The sequence below is a fragment of the Subtercola boreus genome, from assembly GCF_003399635.1.
GTDB lineage: Bacteria > Actinomycetota > Actinomycetes > Actinomycetales > Microbacteriaceae > Subtercola > Subtercola boreus_B.
Window position 1 is genome coordinate 1 of record NZ_NBXB01000029.1, and the last position, 18633, is coordinate 18633.

General features: G+C 67.3%; 23 protein-coding genes. 12 read left to right on the forward strand and 11 right to left on the reverse strand.

What is annotated here, in order from left to right; translation table 11 throughout:
* Positions 1-560, forward strand: a 560-nt coding sequence (istB, locus tag B7R22_RS09920) for an IS21-like element helper ATPase IstB (RefSeq protein WP_116411595.1), incomplete at its 5' end; no start/stop codon positions are given.
* Positions 561-581: 21 nt separating this feature from the next.
* Here the strand turns inward: istB and B7R22_RS20085 are convergent.
* Positions 582-710 (reverse strand): hypothetical protein, encoded by a 129-nt coding sequence (locus B7R22_RS20085; protein ID WP_301182611.1) that lies wholly within the window; start codon positions 708-710, stop codon positions 582-584.
* 55 nt (positions 711-765) lie between these two features.
* Here B7R22_RS20085 and B7R22_RS09925 point away from each other — a divergent pair, with 55 nt between their 5' ends.
* On the forward strand, positions 766-1188 hold the full coding sequence (locus B7R22_RS09925) for a hypothetical protein (protein WP_116411596.1): 423 nt from the start codon (positions 766-768) through the stop codon (positions 1186-1188).
* 53 nt (positions 1189-1241) lie between these two features.
* Here the strand turns inward: B7R22_RS09925 and B7R22_RS09930 are convergent, their stop codons facing one another.
* Positions 1242-2012, reverse strand: a complete 771-nt coding sequence (locus B7R22_RS09930) for a DUF2971 domain-containing protein (RefSeq protein WP_147305348.1) — start codon at positions 2010-2012, stop codon at positions 1242-1244.
* Between the two features lie 329 nt (positions 2013-2341).
* Between B7R22_RS09930 and B7R22_RS09935 the strand changes: the two genes are divergently transcribed.
* Entirely contained in the window at positions 2342-2599 is a 258-nt protein-coding gene (locus tag B7R22_RS09935; protein WP_116411598.1) for a helix-turn-helix domain-containing protein, read from the forward strand.
* Positions 2600-2787: 188 nt separating this feature from the next.
* On the opposite strand, the gene B7R22_RS09940 is transcribed toward B7R22_RS09935, so the two are convergent.
* A complete protein-coding gene (locus tag B7R22_RS09940; protein WP_116411599.1) occupies positions 2788-3489 on the reverse strand; it encodes an SGNH/GDSL hydrolase family protein in 702 nt (233 codons plus the stop codon).
* Between the two features lie 143 nt (positions 3490-3632).
* Here B7R22_RS09940 and B7R22_RS09945 point away from each other — a divergent pair, with 143 nt between their 5' ends.
* The 3 genes from B7R22_RS09945 (at position 3633) to B7R22_RS09955 (ending at position 5650) form a co-directional block, all read left to right on the forward strand.
* Positions 3633-4172 carry an RNA polymerase sigma factor gene (locus B7R22_RS09945; RefSeq protein WP_116411600.1) on the forward strand — a complete coding sequence of 180 codons (540 nt, stop codon included), beginning with the start codon at positions 3633-3635 and terminating at the stop codon, positions 4170-4172.
* A complete protein-coding gene (locus B7R22_RS09950; protein WP_116411601.1) occupies positions 4162-5262 on the forward strand; it encodes a hypothetical protein in 1101 nt (366 codons plus the stop codon). The genes B7R22_RS09945 and B7R22_RS09950 overlap by 11 nt, the downstream gene beginning before the upstream one ends.
* Positions 5263-5431: 169 nt before the next feature.
* A complete protein-coding gene (locus tag B7R22_RS09955) occupies positions 5432-5650 on the forward strand; it encodes a hypothetical protein (protein ID WP_116411602.1) in 219 nt (72 codons plus the stop codon).
* Here B7R22_RS09955 and B7R22_RS09960 read toward each other — a convergent pair.
* A complete protein-coding gene (locus B7R22_RS09960; protein ID WP_116411603.1) occupies positions 5640-6419 on the reverse strand; it encodes a gamma-glutamyl-gamma-aminobutyrate hydrolase family protein in 780 nt (259 codons plus the stop codon). The two genes, B7R22_RS09955 and B7R22_RS09960, sit on opposite strands and share 11 nt — an antisense overlap.
* Before the next feature lie 145 nt (positions 6420-6564).
* Between B7R22_RS09960 and B7R22_RS09965 the strand changes: the two genes are divergently transcribed.
* The 5 genes from B7R22_RS09965 (at position 6565) to B7R22_RS09985 (ending at position 11163) form a co-directional block, all read left to right on the forward strand.
* Positions 6565-7446 carry an arginase family protein gene (locus B7R22_RS09965; protein WP_172582295.1) on the forward strand — a complete coding sequence of 294 codons (882 nt, stop codon included), beginning with the start codon at positions 6565-6567 and terminating at the stop codon, positions 7444-7446.
* Between the two features lie 45 nt (positions 7447-7491).
* Positions 7492-8331, forward strand: coding sequence for a crotonase/enoyl-CoA hydratase family protein (locus tag B7R22_RS09970; RefSeq protein WP_116411604.1), 840 nt, complete (start codon positions 7492-7494; stop codon positions 8329-8331).
* 76 nt (positions 8332-8407) lie between these two features.
* Positions 8408-9883 carry a dihydrolipoyl dehydrogenase family protein gene (locus B7R22_RS09975; protein WP_116411605.1) on the forward strand — a complete coding sequence of 492 codons (1476 nt, stop codon included), beginning with the start codon at positions 8408-8410 and terminating at the stop codon, positions 9881-9883.
* A 3-nt stretch (positions 9884-9886) separates the two neighbouring features.
* Positions 9887-10270, forward strand: coding sequence for a Fe-S oxidoreductase (locus B7R22_RS09980; protein WP_253258998.1), 384 nt, complete (start codon positions 9887-9889; stop codon positions 10268-10270).
* Complete coding sequence (locus B7R22_RS09985; protein ID WP_253258999.1) at positions 10270-11163, forward strand: SDR family NAD(P)-dependent oxidoreductase; 894 nt, start codon at positions 10270-10272, stop codon at positions 11161-11163. Before B7R22_RS09980 ends, B7R22_RS09985 begins: the two co-directional genes overlap by 1 nt.
* Positions 11164-11470: 307 nt before the next feature.
* On the opposite strand, the gene B7R22_RS09990 is transcribed toward B7R22_RS09985, so the two are convergent.
* The 7 genes from B7R22_RS09990 to B7R22_RS10020 all read right to left on the reverse strand — a co-directional run bounded on the left by B7R22_RS09990 (position 11471) and on the right by B7R22_RS10020 (position 17213).
* Positions 11471-11980, reverse strand: a complete 510-nt coding sequence (locus tag B7R22_RS09990; protein ID WP_116411606.1) for an SIP domain-containing protein — start codon at positions 11978-11980, stop codon at positions 11471-11473.
* 52 nt (positions 11981-12032) lie between these two features.
* Entirely contained in the window at positions 12033-13484 is a 1452-nt protein-coding gene (locus B7R22_RS09995; RefSeq protein ID WP_116411607.1) for an amidase, read from the reverse strand.
* A gap of 186 nt (positions 13485-13670) precedes the next feature.
* Positions 13671-14249: a GNAT family N-acetyltransferase gene (locus B7R22_RS10000; protein WP_116411608.1), complete on the reverse strand. Its 579-nt coding sequence runs from the start codon at positions 14247-14249 to the stop codon at positions 13671-13673.
* A 10-nt stretch (positions 14250-14259) separates the two neighbouring features.
* Positions 14260-14928 carry a uracil-DNA glycosylase gene (locus B7R22_RS10005; RefSeq protein WP_116411609.1) on the reverse strand — a complete coding sequence of 223 codons (669 nt, stop codon included), beginning with the start codon at positions 14926-14928 and terminating at the stop codon, positions 14260-14262.
* A gap of 80 nt (positions 14929-15008) precedes the next feature.
* Positions 15009-15734, reverse strand: a complete 726-nt coding sequence (locus tag B7R22_RS10010) for a peptidase S51 (protein WP_116411610.1) — start codon at positions 15732-15734, stop codon at positions 15009-15011.
* 49 nt (positions 15735-15783) lie between these two features.
* Complete coding sequence (locus B7R22_RS10015) at positions 15784-16359, reverse strand: phosphoribosyltransferase (protein WP_116411611.1); 576 nt, start codon at positions 16357-16359, stop codon at positions 15784-15786.
* A gap of 26 nt (positions 16360-16385) precedes the next feature.
* Positions 16386-17213, reverse strand: a complete 828-nt coding sequence (locus tag B7R22_RS10020; protein WP_253259000.1) for an SDR family oxidoreductase — start codon at positions 17211-17213, stop codon at positions 16386-16388.
* 79 nt (positions 17214-17292) lie between these two features.
* On the opposite strand from B7R22_RS10020, the gene B7R22_RS10025 reads away from it, so the two are divergent.
* The gene (locus B7R22_RS10025) at positions 17293-18615 is read left to right on the forward strand and encodes a bifunctional o-acetylhomoserine/o-acetylserine sulfhydrylase (protein ID WP_116411612.1); all 1323 of its coding nucleotides are present in this window, start codon (positions 17293-17295) and stop codon (positions 18613-18615) included.
* The last annotated feature ends 18 nt before the right edge of the window (positions 18616-18633 follow it).

An 18633-nucleotide genomic window follows, 5' to 3' on the forward strand; every position in this document is an offset into this window, starting at 1 on the left:
TCCCGGGGATCAAGACGCTCGAGGAGTTCAACTTCGAGCACCAGCCGGGAGCGGACCGCACCCTGATCGCGCACCTCGGCACGAGCAGCTACCTCCAGGAAGCGAAGAACGTCATCCTCCTCGGACCGCCCGGCACCGGGAAGACACACCTCGCGATCGGGCTCGGGATCAAGGCCGCGAAGACCGGGCACCGGGTCTTGTTCGACACCGCGAACGGGTGGGTCACGAGGCTTCAGGAAGCACACTCACGCGGCAAGCTCGCCACCGAACTCAGCCGGCTGCGGCGCTACAGCCTGCTGATCGTGGACGAAGTCGGTTACGTCCCGTTCGACCAGGACGCAGCGAACCTGTTCTTCCAGCTCGTGTCGTCCCGGTACGAACACGCCTCCCTGATCCTCACCAGCAACCTGCCCTTCGGGCGGTGGGGCGATGTCTTCGGTGACCCCACGATCGCGTCAGCGATGATCGACCGGGTCGTGCACCACGCCGACGTCCTCAGCCTCAAAGGCACCAGCTACCGGCTCCGAGGACACAAAACCCTCACCACTACGACAAACTAAACACACCACGTGGCACCGTTTTCAATCGGCAACATTGGTACCATTTTCGGTCGGCGTCAACAGCGCAACTGAGGTCGTAGAAGATTTATTGTCTTCCAGCGCCCGCATCGCGGCCTCCACCAGAACTCGTACCCGTTCGATCTGATCCATGCTCGAAGCCTAGGCCAGGAGCAGCCGTGAACTACGATCATGGCGGAGGTCACGTATGAGCGTTTTGGATCGAGTGGAGGACAGCCGCATTCTCTTGCGTGCGGACCGGCTTGAGGGTGCCATGCTCACCGCGTGTGTGGCCATCGCCGCAGCCGCGAGAGTGGTAAGGCCGAACGTGTCGAATCGCGAAGCATTCACGAAATTCCTCACCGACCGTTATTACTCCCCAATACGGCAAGTGGAATTCCGAAACCAAGTCACAGACATCAACGATCTGCTCTACCACTGGATGCGGAACGAACTCGTTCACACTGGAGATCTCCCGATCGACATCGACTGGATGACCGGGATCCACTCAGGCACCTTGGCGATAAGGGCAGGAGGCGCCCCCGACTACAAGTTGCTGATGTCCCCTACGTGGATTGATCATCTACTGACGATCGCAAGTGAGTGGGTCAATGAAACCTCGCCCGATTAACGAGCCGCCCACTGCGGCTACGAGCAGGCACTAGCGTCACCGGCGGCCTTGGCCTAATAGACAGGATCATCAGCGATCTTGGACTGCCGCGCGTGCACCTTAACTCCGTACTTGTGACTGACAGACTCGACAAGGCGTCGAAACCACTCGTCCGAACCCGGATGCACAAATACATTTTCGATCAGCAGGGACAGGTCTACAGGGAGACTCATCGCCCTTGGTTGAGATCTGGCCAGTACGGCGTTGTCGCGTTCGTAAGGGTCTTCTTCGCCGCGCGCAACGCTACTGAAGATGATGCGGACCTCGCGCTCGTGTTCGAAGCTCTTCCTCTTGTAAAGAAATGGAATGAAGCCATTGTTGGTCGGGAATTGGCCAGTGTCGTAGTCGATGTACTTCACCCTTCCGGCGAAGGGTGGGGAGATCGAAGAGAACGGATCGTGAGCGGATGGAAGCGCTTGAGATATCCGCTCGAAAGTCGTCGATATGGCCACCGCTCCCGAAAGGCCGCCATACAGGTTCCACATTGCAGCAGACTCATATTCTGATTCGTACCAACACGAGACGTAGTTCCGGAACCTCAGGTGCGGCCCATAGTGGGTAACGTTCCAGGCATTGACCGTCACGTCCCTGTTGGACTGGCGGGCAAGGTCGCGCTGGCGCGCTACCACGTTGGGCAACGCTCCTTCGAACGGGTCGCCAAGGAGATCACTGCGTGAGAAGTGCAGGTTAGAGGTTGTCAGCAAGGACATGTACTTGACAAAGTCCATATACCGCCAGAGATGAGAATTGTCAGCGGGTGGTTCGAATGCCGGATGTGACTGCATGAGTAGAGCCTGCCAGAGCAGGCACGCCCACGACGTACCGGATGGACTATGCAATTTTTCCCGAGCGCGAGCCACGGGAAGCCCGCGAGCTTCCAATATCCCTCTCCCCTAGTGCAGGAATCGGTGAGTGGGTACAAGTGGGTACACGAGGTACCCCCGAGTTGCCGATTCAGACCGTCGAATGACGCGCTCGATCCTTAGTGGCCGCTGGCCAGCGGGGCGGTTCGAGCAGGAACAGAAATCGCGCGTACCCACCGATCACTTTGTACCCACGCAAAACAGGGCCACGTACCCACGAAAAGGGTCAATAGGTGCCCGATGATGCTCTCATGACCATCGAGCAAGCAATCAGAGAAATCGTCCGAAAAGAGATTTCCGCTGCCCCCAGCAAAAAACACGAGACTCTGTCTCACGACCCTCTGCAATTGCTTTCAGTGCGTCGGGTGGCCGAGGTCTTGGAGACTTCGATCGACTACGTGTATGACATCATTCGAGCCGGAGAGCTTCCGACTGTTGAGCTCGGTCACGGTCGACCAAAGATGCGGGTGCGTAGGCGCGATCTCGAAAGCTTCATCGCGGGTAAGTGACCCGTTGGCAACATTTTGGCAACATCCGACGCAAACTAGCCGAGACTGACGAGCCACGGTGTGACCCAAAGTTGCCGTACTTTGGGCGATCTCTGCGGGATTGACCGTGGCCAATCAGTGCGATTTCGCCCTCCGGAGGCAGGGGCGGCAGTTCGAATCTGCCTGGGGCCACTTCTCAGTGAATGGGCTCAGCGGCCGCGACGCGCAGGCTCGAATGTCGGGGCAGCGCCCGCCCGAAGGTCATCTACCAGCCGCGCCGCCATGACCTCGTACCCTGCCGCGTTGGGGTGGTCGTTCGCGGGATTGATCAGTGTCGCCCTGTCGCTCGCGGTGAACCATCGGCCGGTGAGCGGGTCGACGAACTCGAGCCCGTGCGAATCGGCGGCCGCCCGGAGTGCCGAGTTCACGGCGGACTTCTCCGGCGTGATGGCGTCCTCCCACGAGAACAGGCCGAGAAGGATGATCCGGGCGCTCGGGAAGCGCTGGCCGAACGCCGCGAGCGTGTCGTCGACGGCGGCCGAGAACCCGTCGGCAGAGGCACCCTGGTCGTTCGTGCCGCCTTCGATGAGCACGATGTCGAACGTGTCTCCGTAGCCGGATGCTGCGAGACGGGTGCGGTAGTTGCCCATCGCGTGGTTCGGGTTCACGTACCCGGTTCCACCGACCCCGTCGACGGTCACGTGCCAGCCGAGGGCCGGGCCGACCCGGTAGGCGTACCCGTCGGTCGGATTCTCGGCACCCTCGCCCGCGGTGTACGAGTCACCGAGGATCAGAACGTCCGGCTGGGCCTCGGATGCGACATCCGTCGGCGCGCTGCCGGGAACCGGCGTAGACGACGAGCACGACGTGAGGGCGAGCGCCAGCAGGATCGCGAGGATCAACCGGCGCATGGCCCTCCTTCGCGAATCTCGGAGCGTCGAGCTCTGAGCCTACAGAACCCGGCACGGAAGACCACGCCGGAAAAATTCGGATGCCACGGGTTTGTGATTCTCGGCCTCCGCCGGACATCCTTGTTGTGAGGGCGGGGGTATGGATGACCGGGGTGGATGTCTCTGACGGCGAGTTGCTCGCGGGCGTGGTCGGCAACGATCGCAGCGCGCTGGCCGCCCTTCTGGCGCGCCATGCCCGCCCGGTCACCCGGTATGCGTGGGCGCTCGTCGGCAACGCTGCCGACGTCGAGGAGGTCGTGCAGGACACGTTCCTGACCACCTGGCGGCGAGCCGAGACGATCGCGCTCGTGGACGACTCCCTGCTGCCGTGGCTGCTCGCCACCTGCCGCTATCTGGCCCTGAATGTGAACAGGGCGCACTATCGGCAATCCACTGAGGAGCTTCCCAGCGACCTCCTGGTGACAGACGACGACGGCGAGGCTCGCGACCGGCTCCGCTGGGTGATGCAGGAGATCGCCCTGCTCTCCCCGCTCGACCGAAGCGTCACAGAACTCTGTCTCATCGAGGGCCGGAGCTACGCCGAGGCCTCCGAGCATCTCGGTATCACGGTGGGAGCCGTGCGACAGCGGGTCTCCCGATCGCGCAGCAGACTCCGGAAGGCGGTGACCGAAAATGAGGCATGATCCACCGAGCGGCGAGGAACTCGACGAGCTCATCGCCCGGATGACCGGGAACGTGCTCGCTGCGGCCGAGCCGCGAACGCCTGCCCCCTCACTACAGCCGGTGCTGCCGGCGGCGAGCGCGGTTCCGAAGAGACGCTTCCGCTGGGGGGCTGTGGTCGTGGCCGCATTGGTTGTGCTCGGTGTCGGCACCGCCGGAGGTGCTCTCGCGCTGGGGTTCGGGCCGAACCTGTTCCCGGGGGCAACGCCGACGGCCAGCCCGACGCCGACCGAGGCCCCGCCGCGCCCGACCGGGACCGCGACCATCCCGCCGGCCACGACCGCCCCGTCGACTCCACCCGCGCCTGCGGGGCCGTCGGTTGCGACATCCACCACGACCTTCACGGCCCCGAGCTGGGGAAGCGGGCTCACCGCAGGCCTCTTCGGGCTCGCTCCGGACACGGACTACGAGGTGCGGACGGATGCCCGATACAGAGGTGAGTCGAAGACCCCCGACGGGTACTTCTCTGTGTTGAGCAGCCCTGTCAGGGTCACGACCGACGACTCCGGCCGGGCGAGCGTCACGTGGACTCCAGACGTCTTCCCTGAGAACTTCACCGACAGCGGCGAGAGCGGCTTCATGCTGGGCACATTCGTGCGCGTCGACCCTGTGGGAGGCCCCGCCGACGAGAGTTCCGAATCGGGTCGCGCCGATCCGGTCGTGCTCAGCGCTCCCCTGTCGATCGCATACCTGCCGTCAGACCAGGTCACGATCTCAGCCCTGGCTTGCGTGGAGCCGGCCGACCTGGTCAGCGGCACCGGTGCCGGGCTGCTCGTCACAGTCAGCGGTCTGATCCCCGGTGAATTCGGTACGGCGCACAGCGAACAGACCGGCGGCCCGACGAGTTTCACCTTCCGCGGCGATGGCCGCGCCGACGAAACAGGTACGCTGCACATCACCGTGCGCGGGAACACAGCCGAATATCCTGTCTCCCCGTCGACGGCCATCGCGCCCGGTGAGTGGCGACTGGTCTTCGCGGGCAACTTCCGCGAGACGCCAACTCCACCGGCGGACTACCCGCGGGTACCGCTGCAGGTCGGCAACTGTTCGTGATCCACAGACGAGGCAGTTTCGCAACACGCCGACGCAATTAGCGGAAGAGGCAGTTCTTACCCCCCAAAGGGGCATAGGTTGGCATCGCACCACATGACCCAGCGCCGGGTTGTACTGTCGACTCGCCGCAGTGGTCATCAGCCAATGACCAGTCTGTAGGGAGCACACCATGGCATTTCTCATCGTCGTCATCGCCGTCGCCGCCTGGGCGGTCATCTCGGTGCCCGTCGCCGTGATCGTGGGGCGCATCTCGCGCCGGGCCGACCTCGGCTCAGACCGGCGGGCCGCCTCCCCCCAGCTCGCGGGCCCGGCGTTCCGCGACCCGGCCTTCACCTCAACCGGAGCGATCCGGGGCATCACCGGAACCGTCGGTTCGCTCACGCGCTGAGGCTGATCGCCCCGCTGTCCTGGCGAACGGCTCTGCCGAGTTCCGCGACGAGTGACGCCAGCTGGCCATCCGGAGCCCCCGGGTCTTCGGGGTGGAACTGCACGCCGGTGATCGGAGCCGAACGGTGCTCGACGGCCTCCGGCGATCCGTCGGGTGCGGTGCCGACGACGACCAGGCCTGATCCGAGCTCGTCGATCGACTGGTGATGGGCGCTCTGCACCTGCACCGACTGCGCGCGGAGCGCACGGGCGAGGTCGCTGCCCTCGGCCAGATCGACCGGATGACCGGCCATCGCCCGCGAGACCGGGGCCCCGAGGTTCTTGTGGATGGTGTCGTCGCCGATGTCCTGCTGCAGGGTGCCGCCGAAGGCCACGTTGATGATCTGGTGTCCACGGCAGATGCCGAGCAGCGGGGTTCCCCGGCCGAATGCGCGGCGCACGAGGGCGAGCTGGCCCTCGTCGGCCGTCTCGAAGTGCTGTCCCTGGGCGGGATAGGACAGCGAGCCATCGTAGAAGCGCGGCGCGATGTCCTCGCCGCCCATGATGACGATCGCCTCGGCGGAGTCGGTGAGGGCGAGCAGCTGGGCGGTGGCGACATCCGCGGCGCCCGTGCGTGTCACGCGGAAGCCCTGCGCTTCGGCCTCGGCGGCCACCCGCGAGTTCAGCATGTCGACGTAGGCGTGGTACTCGGTGTCGCGGGGGCGGAAGCGGGTGACCTCGACGACAGCGAGGTGAGGGCGCTGGTCGGCGTGCGGGCTCCTGCCGGTCATCCGTTCGCCTCCTGTCGTGTGGGGTGGGTGGTGTTACCCGCCGCTCAGTGGTTCTCGTTCGGGTACCAGTCAAACGCACCCGGCCCGGTGACGACAACGAGCACGTAACGAAGCGAAACAGAGCGGCCGTGCCACACTGGGTCATGTGCACGCAACGTTTCTGATCGTTCCCGAATGGCAGGGCTCGGGTTCGTCCCGTGCCATGCAGTTGATCGATGGTGCCGACGCGATCCAGGGAGACCTGCCGCAGGCCGTCACCCGGCGCGTCGAGGTTCCGCTCGGTGCCGGCGAGAGCCTCGACAGCGGGGTCGCGCGGGTCAGCGCCATCATGAGTGTCAGGGATTCCGTCGAGATCGCCCTGGCGGCGCTCACGGCTCCGGATGCCCACCAGGGCGACCTCGGTCCCGGCATCGTGGTGACGATCGGCGGTGACTGCGGGGTGGAACTCGCGCCGATCTCCGCCGCAATGGGTCGTGCGGCCCGGTCGGGCGGCACGCTTGCGGTGGTGTGGCTGGATGCCCACGCCGACCTGATGACGCCCGGCTCCCCCGTGCCGGGGGCCTTCTCTGGGATGGTGCTCCGCACGCTCCTCGGTGACGGCCCCGAACTGCTGGTGCCGCTCGTCGACGAGACGCTCGACGCCACCCGGGTGGTGCTCGCGGGGGTGCGCTCTGTCGACGACGAGGAAGAGGACTTCATCGCCCGGCTGGGCATCCCGTGGGTGCCGGTCGACGGGCTGGGAGACGGTTCGGCGCTCGTGGCTGCGCTCGAGGGGACGGGCGCGACGGAGGTCTACCTGCACGTCGACCTCGACGTTCTCGATCCGGCGGAGATCGCCGCGCTCAGTTACCCCGAGCCCTTCGGGATCAGCGTGGCGACCCTGGTGGCGAACATCGCGGCCGTGCGGCAGCGCTTCCCCCTGGCCGGCGCCGGCATCACCCAGTTCGCACCCTCGAGCCCCGACGCGGCATCCGACGACCTGTCAGCAGTGCTGCGGATCATCTCGGCGCTGACCCGCACGCTCTGACCCGCCCGCTCTGACCCGTGGATGCTGGGGGGCTAGCATCGCAGGATGACTACGCGCATCATCGTCGAACGCCGCGGCCACGTGCTGCTGATGGGCCTGAATCGCCCCGAGAAGCGGAACGCCGCTGACTTCGCGATGCTGCAGGAGCTGGCCGCCGCCTACGGGGAGTTGGAGCGGGACGCGGAGCTCCGGGTGGGGCTGGTTTACGCCGTCGGCGAGCACTTCACCGCAGGGCTCGACCTCGCCGACATCGGTCCGCGGATCGGCGGCGGTACGGAAAGCGATGCGAGCGCGGGCGCCGGCCTGGGCCCTGACGCCAGCCCCGGCACCGGCCTCGACTTCGTGCCGGAGGGCGGCATCCATCCCTGGCAGGTGAACGGCCAGCAGCTCTCGAAACCGGTCGTCGTGGCCGTGCAGGGCAGCTGTTTCACGCTCGGGATCGAGCTGATGCTGGCCGCCGACATCACCGTCGCGGCCGAGTCGACGAGGTTCGGCCAGCTCGAGGTGACGCGGGGCATCCTGCCCTTCGGCGGTGCAACACTCCGTTTCCCGCGCGCTGCCGGCTGGGGGAATGCCATGCGGTGGATGCTCACCGGCGACCTCTTCGACGCCCGCGAGGCGCACCGGATCGGGTTGGTGCAGGAGGTGACCGTCGACGGTGAGCAGTTCGACCGTGCCCTGGCGATCGCCGAACGGGTGGCCGCCCAGGCCCCGCTTGCGGTGCAGGCGACTCTCCGGAACGCCCGCACCGCCGTGCGCCTCGGCGATGCGGCCGCAGAAGAGGGGCTCCAGCCGGCTCTAGTGGCTCTCGCGGGCAGCGAGGATTCCCGAATCGGAATGGAGGCCTTCCTCCAGCGCAAGCCCGCCGTGTTCGTGGGCCGGTGACCCATCGGCGCGGCTAGTCTGAACGAACAACCTGTACCACGCCGAGGCTCGGCCACGGCACGTTGAAAGGATCCCCATGTCGTCATCCGCAACCCCCGCAGAGACTACCTTCGACGTCATCGTCATCGGTGCCGGCGCGATCGGTGAGAACGTTGCAGACCGGGTCGTGCAGGGCGGGCTGAGCGCCGCTCTGGTGGAGGCCGAACTGGTGGGTGGCGAGTGCTCCTACTGGGCCTGCATGCCCTCGAAGGCACTCCTTCGAAGCGGAGCGGTTCTCCGGGCCGCCCAGAAGGTCGGCGGTGCCCGCGAGGCCATCACCGGTGACATCGACGTGCAGGCCGTTCTGAATCGTCGCAACAAGACGGTGAACGACTACAAGGACGACAGCCAGGCCGAGTGGGTCGACGGCGCAGGCATCACCCTGGTGCGCGGGCACGCCCGGTTCACCGGCGTCAAGACACTGTCGGTGACGGATGCCCAGGGGAAGGTCTCGGAGCTCACCGCCCGGCACGCCATCGTCGTCTCCACGGGTTCGGCGGCGCTGCTGCCCGAAATCCCGGGGCTTCGCGACTCGGCACCGTGGACCAGCCGCGAGGCCACCTCTGCCACCTCGATCCCGGCCCGGCTCGCGATCATGGGCGGCGGCGTCGTGGGGGCGGAGATGGCGACGGCCTACGCCTCGCTCGGTTCGGAGGTCACCGTGCTCTCCCGCAGCGCGCTCCTCAGCAACCAGGAGCCGTTCGCCGGTGAGATGGTGCGGGACTCCCTCGTCGAACTCGGTGCCGACGTGAAGATCGGTGTCTCGGCCACCCGGGTGAGCCGGGACGGAAGCGGTGGCGAAGTCACCCTCACCCTCGACGACGGCAGCGAACTCGTTGTCGACGAACTGCTCGTGGCCACCGGCCGGGTTCCGAACACCGGTGACCTCGGCCTCGACACGATCGGCCTCGATGCGCACAGCTGGCTCGCCGTCGATGACACGATGCTGGTCGCGCCAGGTGACAATGACGCCCTCGGAGGCGTGTGGCTCTACGCGACCGGCGACGTCAACCACCGGGCTCTCCTGACGCACCAGGGCAAGTACCAGGCGCGCGCCGCCGGAGACGTCATCGTCGCCCGGGCGCTCGGCAAGCCGCTGTCGACCGGGCCCTGGGGCGCGCATGTCGCCACCGCAGACCACGAAGCGGTGCCGCAGGTCACCTTCACCGACCCCGAGGTGGCCTCCGTCGGGCTCACGGAGGCCGCAGCCACGAAGGCGGGCTACACGGTGAAGGCCGTCGAGTACAACATCGGCTGGGTCGCCGGCGCGAGCGTCACGGCTGACGGGTATGAGGGCACCGCGAAGATGGTGGTCGACGAGAAGCGACAGGTCGTGCTCGGCGTCACCTTCGTCGGTCAGGATGTCGCGGAACTGCTGCACTCGGCGACGATCGCCGTCGTGGGTGAGGTTCCGCTGAACCGCCTCTGGCACGCGGTCCCCTCCTACCCCACGATCAGCGAGGTGTGGCTCCGACTGCTCGAGACCTACGGCCGCGACGCGTCGAGTCACTGACCCGTGTTCGTGCGTGTTCTGGCGGGCATCCTGAAGCCCCTGCTGCTCGCCCCGCCCGTGGCGCGGGCCGGTTACCTCTACGCGACGCTGGTCGGCGTCGTCTGGGGCGCTGTTCTCAGCACAGGCCGCATCCGCCGGGTGAACGGGCTCTTCGTGTTCACCGGGGTGCCGACCTGGGCGTTCTCGCGCGGCGGCAGCTGCATCGGCGGCGTCTACCTGACCGACCAGAACGCCGGTGACAGGGTGCTCGAACACGAGCAGGTGCACCGGCACCAGTGGAAGACGTACGGCCTGACGTTTCCGCTGGTCTACTTTCTGGCGGGCACCGATCCGCTGAAGAACCGCTTCGAGGTCGAGGCCGGACTCGAAGCGGGCGGGTACCGCTGATGGGCGATGGGATCGGAACGGGCGACATGAGTGGATTGGGCGACATGGGCGACATGGTGGGCAGGACGGTCGTCGTCACCGGGGCCAGTTCGGGCATCGGGCGGGCGGCCGCAACCGCGCTTGCCGCGCGAGGCGCAGACGTCGCCGTCGTGGGCCGCAACCCGGATCGCACCCGCGAGGTCGCCGAACGGATCGGCGGCACAGCATTTCTCGCCGATTTCGACCGGTTCGACGACATCCGGAGGCTGGCGGATGTCCTTCTGAACCGCTACGAGCGCATCGACGTTCTCGCGAACAACGCCGGCGGGCTGGTGAAGAAGCGGGCCCTCGCGGCCGACGGCCACGAACGCACGATCCAGTCGAACCACCTCTCGCCGTTCCTGCTCACCAGCCTGCTGCTGCCGCGTCTGCGGGAGAGTGCGGCGACGGGCCCGGTGCGTGTCATCCAGACCGCGTCGGCCGCCAACATCTTTGGGCGGGTGCGACCGGGCGACCTCGACCTTCGCAACCGGGCATGGCTCGGCGGCTGGCCGGCGTACTGCGCGGCGAAGCTCGCGAATATCCTCTTCACGGTGGAGCTCGCCCGCCGAACGGCGGGGACGGGGATCGAGGCCTACGCGTTCCATCCCGGATTCGTGGCCAGTTCGTTCGCCGCCGACACCGGGCTGATGAAACTCGCGCACGCCGTCGGCAATGGCAACCTGGGTTCGAGCCCCGAGGAGGGTGCGGCGGCGCTCATCCACCTCGCGTCGGTCGAGCAGGTCGGATCCGCGAGCGGAACCTACTTCGACGGGTTCAAGCCCAACGGCCGAACGTCGTCTGGGGCCAGGGACACCGCTCTTGCGGCACGGCTGTGGAGCGTGTCGGAGCGCGCGACCGGCAGCCCGCAGTGAGCGCCGCCGGGCGCGGCTCCGCGGGCGCGGCTCCGCGGGCGCGGTACGGAAGCCAGGCGCCCCGCACTGGTGGGCCGCGGCACCGATGACGGTTCGCGGCATCCTGTCTGACCCGAGCCCCCGTGCATAATTCAGGTCAGGCGCGGGGCCATGGATGAGACGGGCGTGGCGGCCCGCGTGTCCTGAATTATGCGCGGATGCGGCGCGCTCGCGCTGCGGAAACTACCGACCGAGAGTCAGCACCGCGCGCAACGGGAAATGCGCGCGCGAGCACGGCTCCGTGGGCGCGGCTTTTGGGGCGCTGTTCCTAGCGGGCGAGCTCGCTGGTGCTGTCGGTGGAGGTGCCGGAGGTGCGGCCGAGCGTCTCGATGAGGCTCTGGCGGAGTTCGTAGACGCGGCTGCCGCTGCCTTCGACCCAGACGGTGAGTTCGCCGCCGTCACGCTCGACGTCGCCGGTGCGCATCTCGCTCACCCACGCGGTGACCGCTCGTTCGAGGGCCTGGCCGTGAGCACAACGCCTTGACGTACCCGGATTGCCGCTGCGGCTCTCGCGGGTCAGCCAGGCCACGGTCACGAGTTCGGGGGTCGACAGCAGCACGATGTCGTCAGCCGAGGCGACCTCTACGAAGACCTGCCCGCGTGCCGACTCGGAGAGCGTGGCGACCATGTCGACGAGCGCGTCGAGCGACGACTCGTCAGCAGCGAGAAGGATTCGGCCGCCGGCTGCGGGGCGACCGCTCCGAACGGATCGGGTCTTCGGGGCCGACAGTGCCGCTACAGCGGCCAGTGCTTCGGGCCCATTCGTCAGTACGCTCATTTGTCATAAGCATAGGCTTGCCTTACATCGTCTGCAAGAGGATAGCCTTACCTCATATGTTCGTCCCAGCCTGCAGAGACCAGAGGGGCGGACGCACGAGCTCCCACCGGAGTCTCCGCTCGAGCTGACGGGCGATCGAGAGCAGCGTTGCCTCCCCACCCGGCCGCCCGATGAGTTGTACACCGATCGGCAGGTGCGACGCCGTCTCCCCCACCGGAAGGGTGATCGCCGGCAGCCCGCTGACGTTGACGAACGAGCTGAACGGGGCGTACTGCACCTGCTGTTCGAAGTTCCGTTCGGCATCCTCGGGGTCGAACCAGCCCACCGGCCGCGGTGCCAGCGCGAGTGCGGGAGTCACGATGGCGTCGAACCCCGCGAACTGGCGGATGACGGACCGTTCGAAGCTCGACAGGGTGGCCAGGGCAGAGGTGAGTTCTGCAGCGCCGAGCGACCGCCCGCGGTGCATCAGCCAGCGGGTGAGGGGCCCGAGGAGGTGCTCAGTCGACGCATCCGCCGGGATGGAAGCAGCGCCCGCCTGCCAGATCGTGCGGAACGCCGGCCCGTACTCGGGTGCGGGCTCGAGCCGCAGGGTCTCTGTACCGTGGCCGAGCGTCTGCAGCAGGTCGACGGTCTGGTCGAACGTCTCCCGCACCTCCGGGTCGATCAGGATCTCGTAGGCCTCGTCCCACGGCGAGTCGAGCATGACCCCGAGCTGGAAGCGCCCCTCCCCCCGGATCGCAGCCCCCAGGAACGGTCCGTCGGTGTTCTCGGGCGCCCGGAGTGCGTAGGGCTGGCGCTGCGGGGCTCCGTTCGGACTGATCAGTCCGTCGAGCAGCAGCGCAGCATCCGCCACCGAGCGCGCCAGCGGACCACCCACCGGCAGCCCTGCGAGGGCGCCGATCCCGGAACCCGACGGAACCCGGCCGCGGGACGGTTTCAGCCCGACGAGCCCGGTCGCCGCGGCGGGGATGCGGATCGAGCCACCCCCGTCGGAGCCGGGCGCGAACGGCAGCATGCCCGATGCCACGGCCGCGGCCGCTCCACCGCTCGAGCCGCCGGGCCCGAGGGTGAGATCGTAGGGGTTCCGCGTGGGCGGAAAGACGAGGTTCTCCGTGTACCCGGCCAACCCGTACTCGGGGGTCGCGGTCTTGCCGAGGCTCACTCCCCCGGCAGCGTCCATGTCGAGAGCTGCCTCGTCGGACGTGTCCGGCACGAAGTCCGCGAAGAGCCGGCTGCCGAACGTGGTGCGCACCCCGGCACGTCGCACGAGGTCTTTGTCGCCGAACGGCAGGCCCCAGAGGGTCGTCGTTCGCGGCACCTGCTCCTCGACGAACCGGGCGCGCTCCCTGGCGCGCTCTGCCGTGATTTCGTGGAACGCTCCGACGAGAGGGTTCAGAAGCTCGATGCGGGCGAGGTAGTGGTCGGTGAGTTCGACCACCCCGATGTCGCCCCGCTGGAGGAGACGCCACTGTTCGAGGGCACTGAGGTCATGCAGCTCTGCCATGTTCCGAGCCTAGCGGCGGGGCCTACGCTGGAAGGATGACGAACGCACAGTCGCAGCCCGGTGACTGGCAGCGGGCAACCGTCGTCTGGAAGGCCGGTGGCCTCACGGACGCGGATGCGGATGCGGATGCGGATGCGGATGCGGCGAGGTAACTCCTTTCGTCGATCACCACGGTCGGCGAATAGCTCACTTCAGGTGCTTCTGCAGCAGCACCGTACCGAGCCAGCGGTTGAACTTGAAGCCGACCTTGCCGAGGCGGCCCACCTCTTTGAAACCGAAACTCTCGTGCAGGCGGATCGATCCCTCGGCACCCTTGTCGACGACGACGGCCAGCACCTCTTTGATCTTCGCCGCCTTGGCCTCTGCGAGCAGCTCTTTCAGCAGCGCCTTACCGAGGCCCTTGCCAGTCGCCGCCGGCCCCAGGTAGATGCTGTCCTCGACGGTTCGGCGATAGGCCGCCTTCTGCTTCCACGGAGACACGTAGGCGAAGCCGATCACCTGGTTGCTGCCCGAGATCGCGACCAGGAACGGCATGTCGAGCTTTGAGAGCCAGGCGAACTTCTGCTTCCACTCCTTCAGCGTCATGGCGTCTTCGTCGAAGGTCACCACTGTGTTGGCGACGTAGTGGTTGTAGATCTCCCGCACGTAGGGCATGTCAGCCGCGGTCGCCCTACGGATCGTGTATTCGAAGACCGGCTCCGGAGGCACGGGCGGGCGCAGGTTCACAGGAAGCTTCCTCCTGGGCTGGTATTCCTCTTCGAGCATGCTCTGAAGCCTAGGCGCTCGGCTGCTGATCGGTGAGGGCCCAGTCGATCGGCTCGACCCCCCAGCGCTCGAGTGCTTCGTTCGCGCGACTGAAGGGGCGGGATCCGAAGAACCCGCGGCGCGCCGAGAGGGGGCTCGGGTGCGCCGATTCGATGACCGCCGCCGAACCCAGCAGCGGCCGGAGCTTCGCGGCATCCTTTCCCCAGAGAATCGCGACCAGCGGTGTGCCGCGAGCCACCAGCGCCCGGATGGCGAGCTCGGTGACGCTCTCCCAGCCGCGGCCCCGGTGCGAACCGGCCTCGCCGGGCCGCACCGTGAGCACCCTGTTGAGCAGCAGCACGCCGTTCTCGGTCCAGCTGGTGAGGTCGCCGTGCACCGGCGCGGGAACACCCAGGTCATCCGTCAGCTCCCGGTAGATGTTCACCAGGCTCCGCGGCAGCGGCCTGACGTGGCGCGAGGTGGCGAAGGAGAGGCCGATCGGATGCCCGGGGGTCGGGTAGGGGTCCTGGCCGACGATCAGCACCCGCACGTCGGCGAGCGGCTGCCGGAAGGCGCGCAGAACGTCTTCGGCTGCGGGCAGGAAACTGACGCCTGCAGCGACTTCCCCGTCGAGGAACAGGGCGAGAGACGCCAAGGTGTCTGCTGCCGGGGCGAGCGCCTCCGCCCACCCCGCGTCCATTCTGCCGGCGGAGACCAGGTCGTCGAGCGAGAAGTCGTTCGACGTTGCGGCACCCTTGGGCGTTGCGGCGCCGCCCTCGCTCAGCTCTCCCCCATCGTGGCGACCTTCACACTGCCGTCGTCGTCGGTCACCGTCCAGACGCTCCCGCGGCCGACCACCCGGAGCGGGCCGTCACCCACGATCAGCACAGTGTGCTCGTCGATGGCGATGCCGCCGTCGGTCAGCCCGGCCTCGGTGGCCGCGATCAGGCGGGCGAGCGTGCCCCACTGGGCGGCGTGCACGTCGACGGCGAGGTCGATCAGGCCGAGCCCCTCACCGAACGTGACTTCGTCGAGTTCCTCCGAGGCGTCCTCCGGACAGACCGGAACGTCACCGATCGTCCAGCCGCCGAGGAGGGCCCCGTCTGCCGCGATCGCCGCTCCGGCCGAGAAGCCGAGGTAGGGCACGCCCGCCGCGACCTGGCGCCGGATCTCGCCGAAGGCAGGAGCGACGCTGTCACGGTAGGCGGGGGTCAACCCGCCCCAGACGAGGATACCGTCGACCTCGGCGAGGCCGGCTGCGTCCATCGCGACGCCCTCCGGTGCGAGGATCGGCACGGGCTGCAGCTCCGTGATCGTAGCGAGCCCCGCAATGAGTTCGGCGTACTTCGCAGGGCCGTCGCCGTCGCGCACCAGGATCATCGCGATGCGGGGCCCCTCGAGCCTGCCCGCCTGTAGTGCGCGTTCAGCCGCCTCGGAGAGGAACTCCCGGTAGACGGCCCCGTCGTCGATCATCGGCCAGCCGCCGCCGACGAGGTGGATGCTCACAGTGCTCGCCCGCTCATGGCGTCGGTGCCGCTCACACCGTCAGTGCCGCTCACACCGTCACCGGCGGGTGCGCCGACCACGGGAAGACGATCCACCGGTCGGTCTTCTTCCAGTAGAAGTCGGGCTCGATCACCGAGCGCGGCTTCGAGTAGAGCGTCGCCGTCTTCACGATCACGCCGACCCGCTCCAGAAGGCCCACCACGAGGGCGAGGGTGCGCCCGGAGTCCGCGACGTCGTCGACCAGGAGGATGTTCTTGCCGATCAGGGCCGTGTTGTCCATCATCGGCGGCAGGATGATCGGTTCGGGCAGCGTCGTCTCGACGTCGGTGTAGAACTCCACGTTGAGGCTGCCGCAGCTCTTGGTGCCGGTCGCATAGGCGAGCGCGCCCGCCGGCAGCAGGCCGCCGCGGGCGATGGCGATCACGAAGTCGGGCACGAAACCGCTCTCGAGCACGCTCGTCGCCAGCACCCGTGATGCCTCGCCGAACTCGAGCCAGCCGAGGACCTCGCGTTCGGGCGTCGGTTCCGCGTCTGGAGCAGGTGCAGAGTCTGCAGGTGCAGAGTCTGCAGGTGCAGAGTCTGCGGCGGGTGTCTCGGTGTCTGTCGTGGTTTCGCTCTCGGCCATCCGTCAACGGTACCGGGAATCGGCCCCTACTGCTTCACCTCGAGGGGGCCCCTGTGCACCTTGTAGACGGCGGACTGGGCCACCGGCTTGATGATCACGAGGTCGAGGCTGATGTGGGGAGGCATCTCGACCATGGTGACGATCGTGGTGGCCACGTCGTCTGCGGTCAGCGGGTCGGGCACATTCGCGTAGACGGCTTCGGCTTTGGCCGCGTCACCACCGAACCTGTTGAGCGAGAACTCCTCGGTCTTCACCATCCCGGGCGCGATCTCGAGCACTCTGATCGGCTCGCCGCTGAGTTCGAGCCGCAGCACTTCGGAGAGCGAACTGACGGCGAACTTCGACGCGTTGTAGCCGCCGCCACCCGCGTAGGCGAAGTGGCCGGCCGTCGACGAGACGGTGAGGATGTCGGCCACCGCGGTGCCCGTCGGGGCGCCGGCGACGGAGGCCCGCAGCAGCGGCAACAGCGCTGAGATCACCCGTTTGACCGCGAGGACGTTGACCTCGAACATCCACTCCCAGTCGGAGACCCGGCTCGCCTCGACGGAATCGAGACCCGCCGCGCCGCCCGCATTGTTGACCAGGGTGCTGACTCCACCAGACGCAGCGAGGTGCGCGGCGAGGGCATCGACGTCCTCCTGCTTCAGCAGATCGGCCACGAAGTAGCTCGCACCCGTCTCCGCGGCGAGCGCCTGCAGCCTGTCTTCGCGGCGGGCGACCCCCACCACATCCCAGCCGTGGGCGCGGAGCAGGCGCACGGTGGCCGCCCCGATGCCCGAGCTTGCTCCGGTGACGACGGCGCGACGATTCTGGATGCCCAATGCGAGGCCTTTCGAGAGAGGTTTGCGATTCACGTTACCCCGTGTTTCCGGCGCCGTTGACCGGCCCGATGACCCTCCCTAGTCTTGCCGTACCGACCAAAGGACTTTTCTCATGACAGACAACGCCGACTGGCAGTTCGAGACCAAGCAGATCCACTCCGGCGCTGCGCCCGACCCCGTCACCAACGCCCGCGCGACGCCGATCTACCAGACCACGTCGTACGTCTTCAATAACGCCGACCACGCCAAGAACCTCTTCGCCCTCGCCGAGTTCGGCAACATCTACACGCGCATCCAGAACCCGACCCAGAACGTCGTGGAGGAGCGCGTCGCGGCCCTGGAAGGCGGAACAGCAGCGCTGCTGGTCGCCTCAGGCCAGGCGGCAGAGACGTTCGCCGTGCTGAACATCGCGCAGGCGGGCGACCACATCGTGTCGAGCGCCTCCATCTACGGCGGCACCTACAACCTCTTCAAGTACACGCTGAAGAAGCTCGGCATCGACGTGACCTTCGTCGAGAACCAGGACGACAGCGACGAGTGGCAGCGGGCCGTGCGCCCGAACACGAAGCTGTTCTTCGCCGAGACGATCGGCAACCCGAAGATCAACATCCTCGACATCCGCCTGGTCGCCGATGTGGCGCACGAGAACGGCGTGCCGCTGATCGTCGACAACACGATCGCGACGCCCTACCTGATCCGCCCGTTCGAGCACGGCGCCGACATCATCGTGCACTCGGCGACGAAGTTCCTCGGCGGCCACGGCACGGTCATCGGCGGCGTGCTGGTCGACGGCGGAAAGTTCACGTGGTCGGAGAACGCCGAGAAGTTCCCGGGCCTCACCACGCCCGACGAGTCGTACCACGGCGTCACCTACACCGAGGCGCTCGGTGACGGCATCGCCTACATCATCAAGGCGCGGGTGCAGCTGCTCCGCGACCTCGGCTCCTCCATCGCCCCGGCGAGCGCGTGGCAGCTCATCCAGGGCATCGAGACGCTCTCGCTCCGCATCGAACGCCATGTGCAGAACGCCCAGCATGTCGCCGAGTGGCTCGACAACCACGACGACGTCGCCACGGTGTACTACGCCGGCCTGCCGTCGAGCCCGTGGTACGAGGCTGCCAACCGCTACGCCCCCAAGGGTGTCGGCGCTGTGCTCTCGTTCGAACTGAAGGGCGGTGTGGATGCCGGCCGCGCACTCGTCAACTCGCTGACGCTCTTCTCGCACCTGGCCAACATCGGCGATGTGCGTTCGCTGGTCATCCACCCGGCGTCGACGACGCACTCGCAGCTCACCCCGGAGCAGCAGCTGACCTCGGGCGTCACCCCGGGCCTGGTGCGTCTCTCGGTGGGCCTGGAGAACATCGACGACATCAAAGCCGACCTGGCGACCGGTCTCGCCGCAGCCCGCGAGGTCGCGCGGGTGAACGCGCTCTGAGTTCCTAGCGAAAGGGGC

Bases quoted from the DNA above. Each gene is read 5' to 3' on its own strand.
- B7R22_RS20085 (WP_301182611.1), bottom strand. From the start codon at position 710: ATGGATCAGATCGAACGGGTACGAGTTCTGGTGGAGGCCGCGATGCGG.
- B7R22_RS09925 (WP_116411596.1), top strand. From the start codon at position 766: ATGAGCGTTTTGGATCGAGTGGAGGACAGCCGCATTCTCTTGCGTGCG.
- B7R22_RS09930 (WP_147305348.1), bottom strand. From the start codon at position 2,012: ATGCAGTCACATCCGGCATTCGAACCACCCGCTGACAATTCTCATCTC.
- B7R22_RS09935 (WP_116411598.1), top strand. From the start codon at position 2,342: ATGACCATCGAGCAAGCAATCAGAGAAATCGTCCGAAAAGAGATTTCC.
- B7R22_RS09940 (WP_116411599.1), bottom strand. From the start codon at position 3,489: ATGCGCCGGTTGATCCTCGCGATCCTGCTGGCGCTCGCCCTCACGTCG.
- B7R22_RS09945 (WP_116411600.1), top strand. From the start codon at position 3,633: ATGACCGGGGTGGATGTCTCTGACGGCGAGTTGCTCGCGGGCGTGGTC.
- B7R22_RS09950 (WP_116411601.1), top strand. From the start codon at position 4,162: ATGAGGCATGATCCACCGAGCGGCGAGGAACTCGACGAGCTCATCGCC.
- B7R22_RS09955 (WP_116411602.1), top strand. From the start codon at position 5,432: ATGGCATTTCTCATCGTCGTCATCGCCGTCGCCGCCTGGGCGGTCATC.
- B7R22_RS09960 (WP_116411603.1), bottom strand. From the start codon at position 6,419: ATGACCGGCAGGAGCCCGCACGCCGACCAGCGCCCTCACCTCGCTGTC.
- B7R22_RS09970 (WP_116411604.1), top strand. From the start codon at position 7,492: ATGACTACGCGCATCATCGTCGAACGCCGCGGCCACGTGCTGCTGATG.
- B7R22_RS09975 (WP_116411605.1), top strand. From the start codon at position 8,408: ATGTCGTCATCCGCAACCCCCGCAGAGACTACCTTCGACGTCATCGTC.
- B7R22_RS09985 (WP_253258999.1), top strand. From the start codon at position 10,270: ATGGGCGATGGGATCGGAACGGGCGACATGAGTGGATTGGGCGACATG.
- B7R22_RS09990 (WP_116411606.1), bottom strand. From the start codon at position 11,980: ATGAGCGTACTGACGAATGGGCCCGAAGCACTGGCCGCTGTAGCGGCA.
- B7R22_RS09995 (WP_116411607.1), bottom strand. From the start codon at position 13,484: ATGGCAGAGCTGCATGACCTCAGTGCCCTCGAACAGTGGCGTCTCCTC.
- B7R22_RS10000 (WP_116411608.1), bottom strand. From the start codon at position 14,249: ATGCTCGAAGAGGAATACCAGCCCAGGAGGAAGCTTCCTGTGAACCTG.
- B7R22_RS10005 (WP_116411609.1), bottom strand. From the start codon at position 14,928: ATGGACGCGGGGTGGGCGGAGGCGCTCGCCCCGGCAGCAGACACCTTG.
- B7R22_RS10015 (WP_116411611.1), bottom strand. From the start codon at position 16,359: ATGGCCGAGAGCGAAACCACGACAGACACCGAGACACCCGCCGCAGAC.
- B7R22_RS10025 (WP_116411612.1), top strand. From the start codon at position 17,293: ATGACAGACAACGCCGACTGGCAGTTCGAGACCAAGCAGATCCACTCC.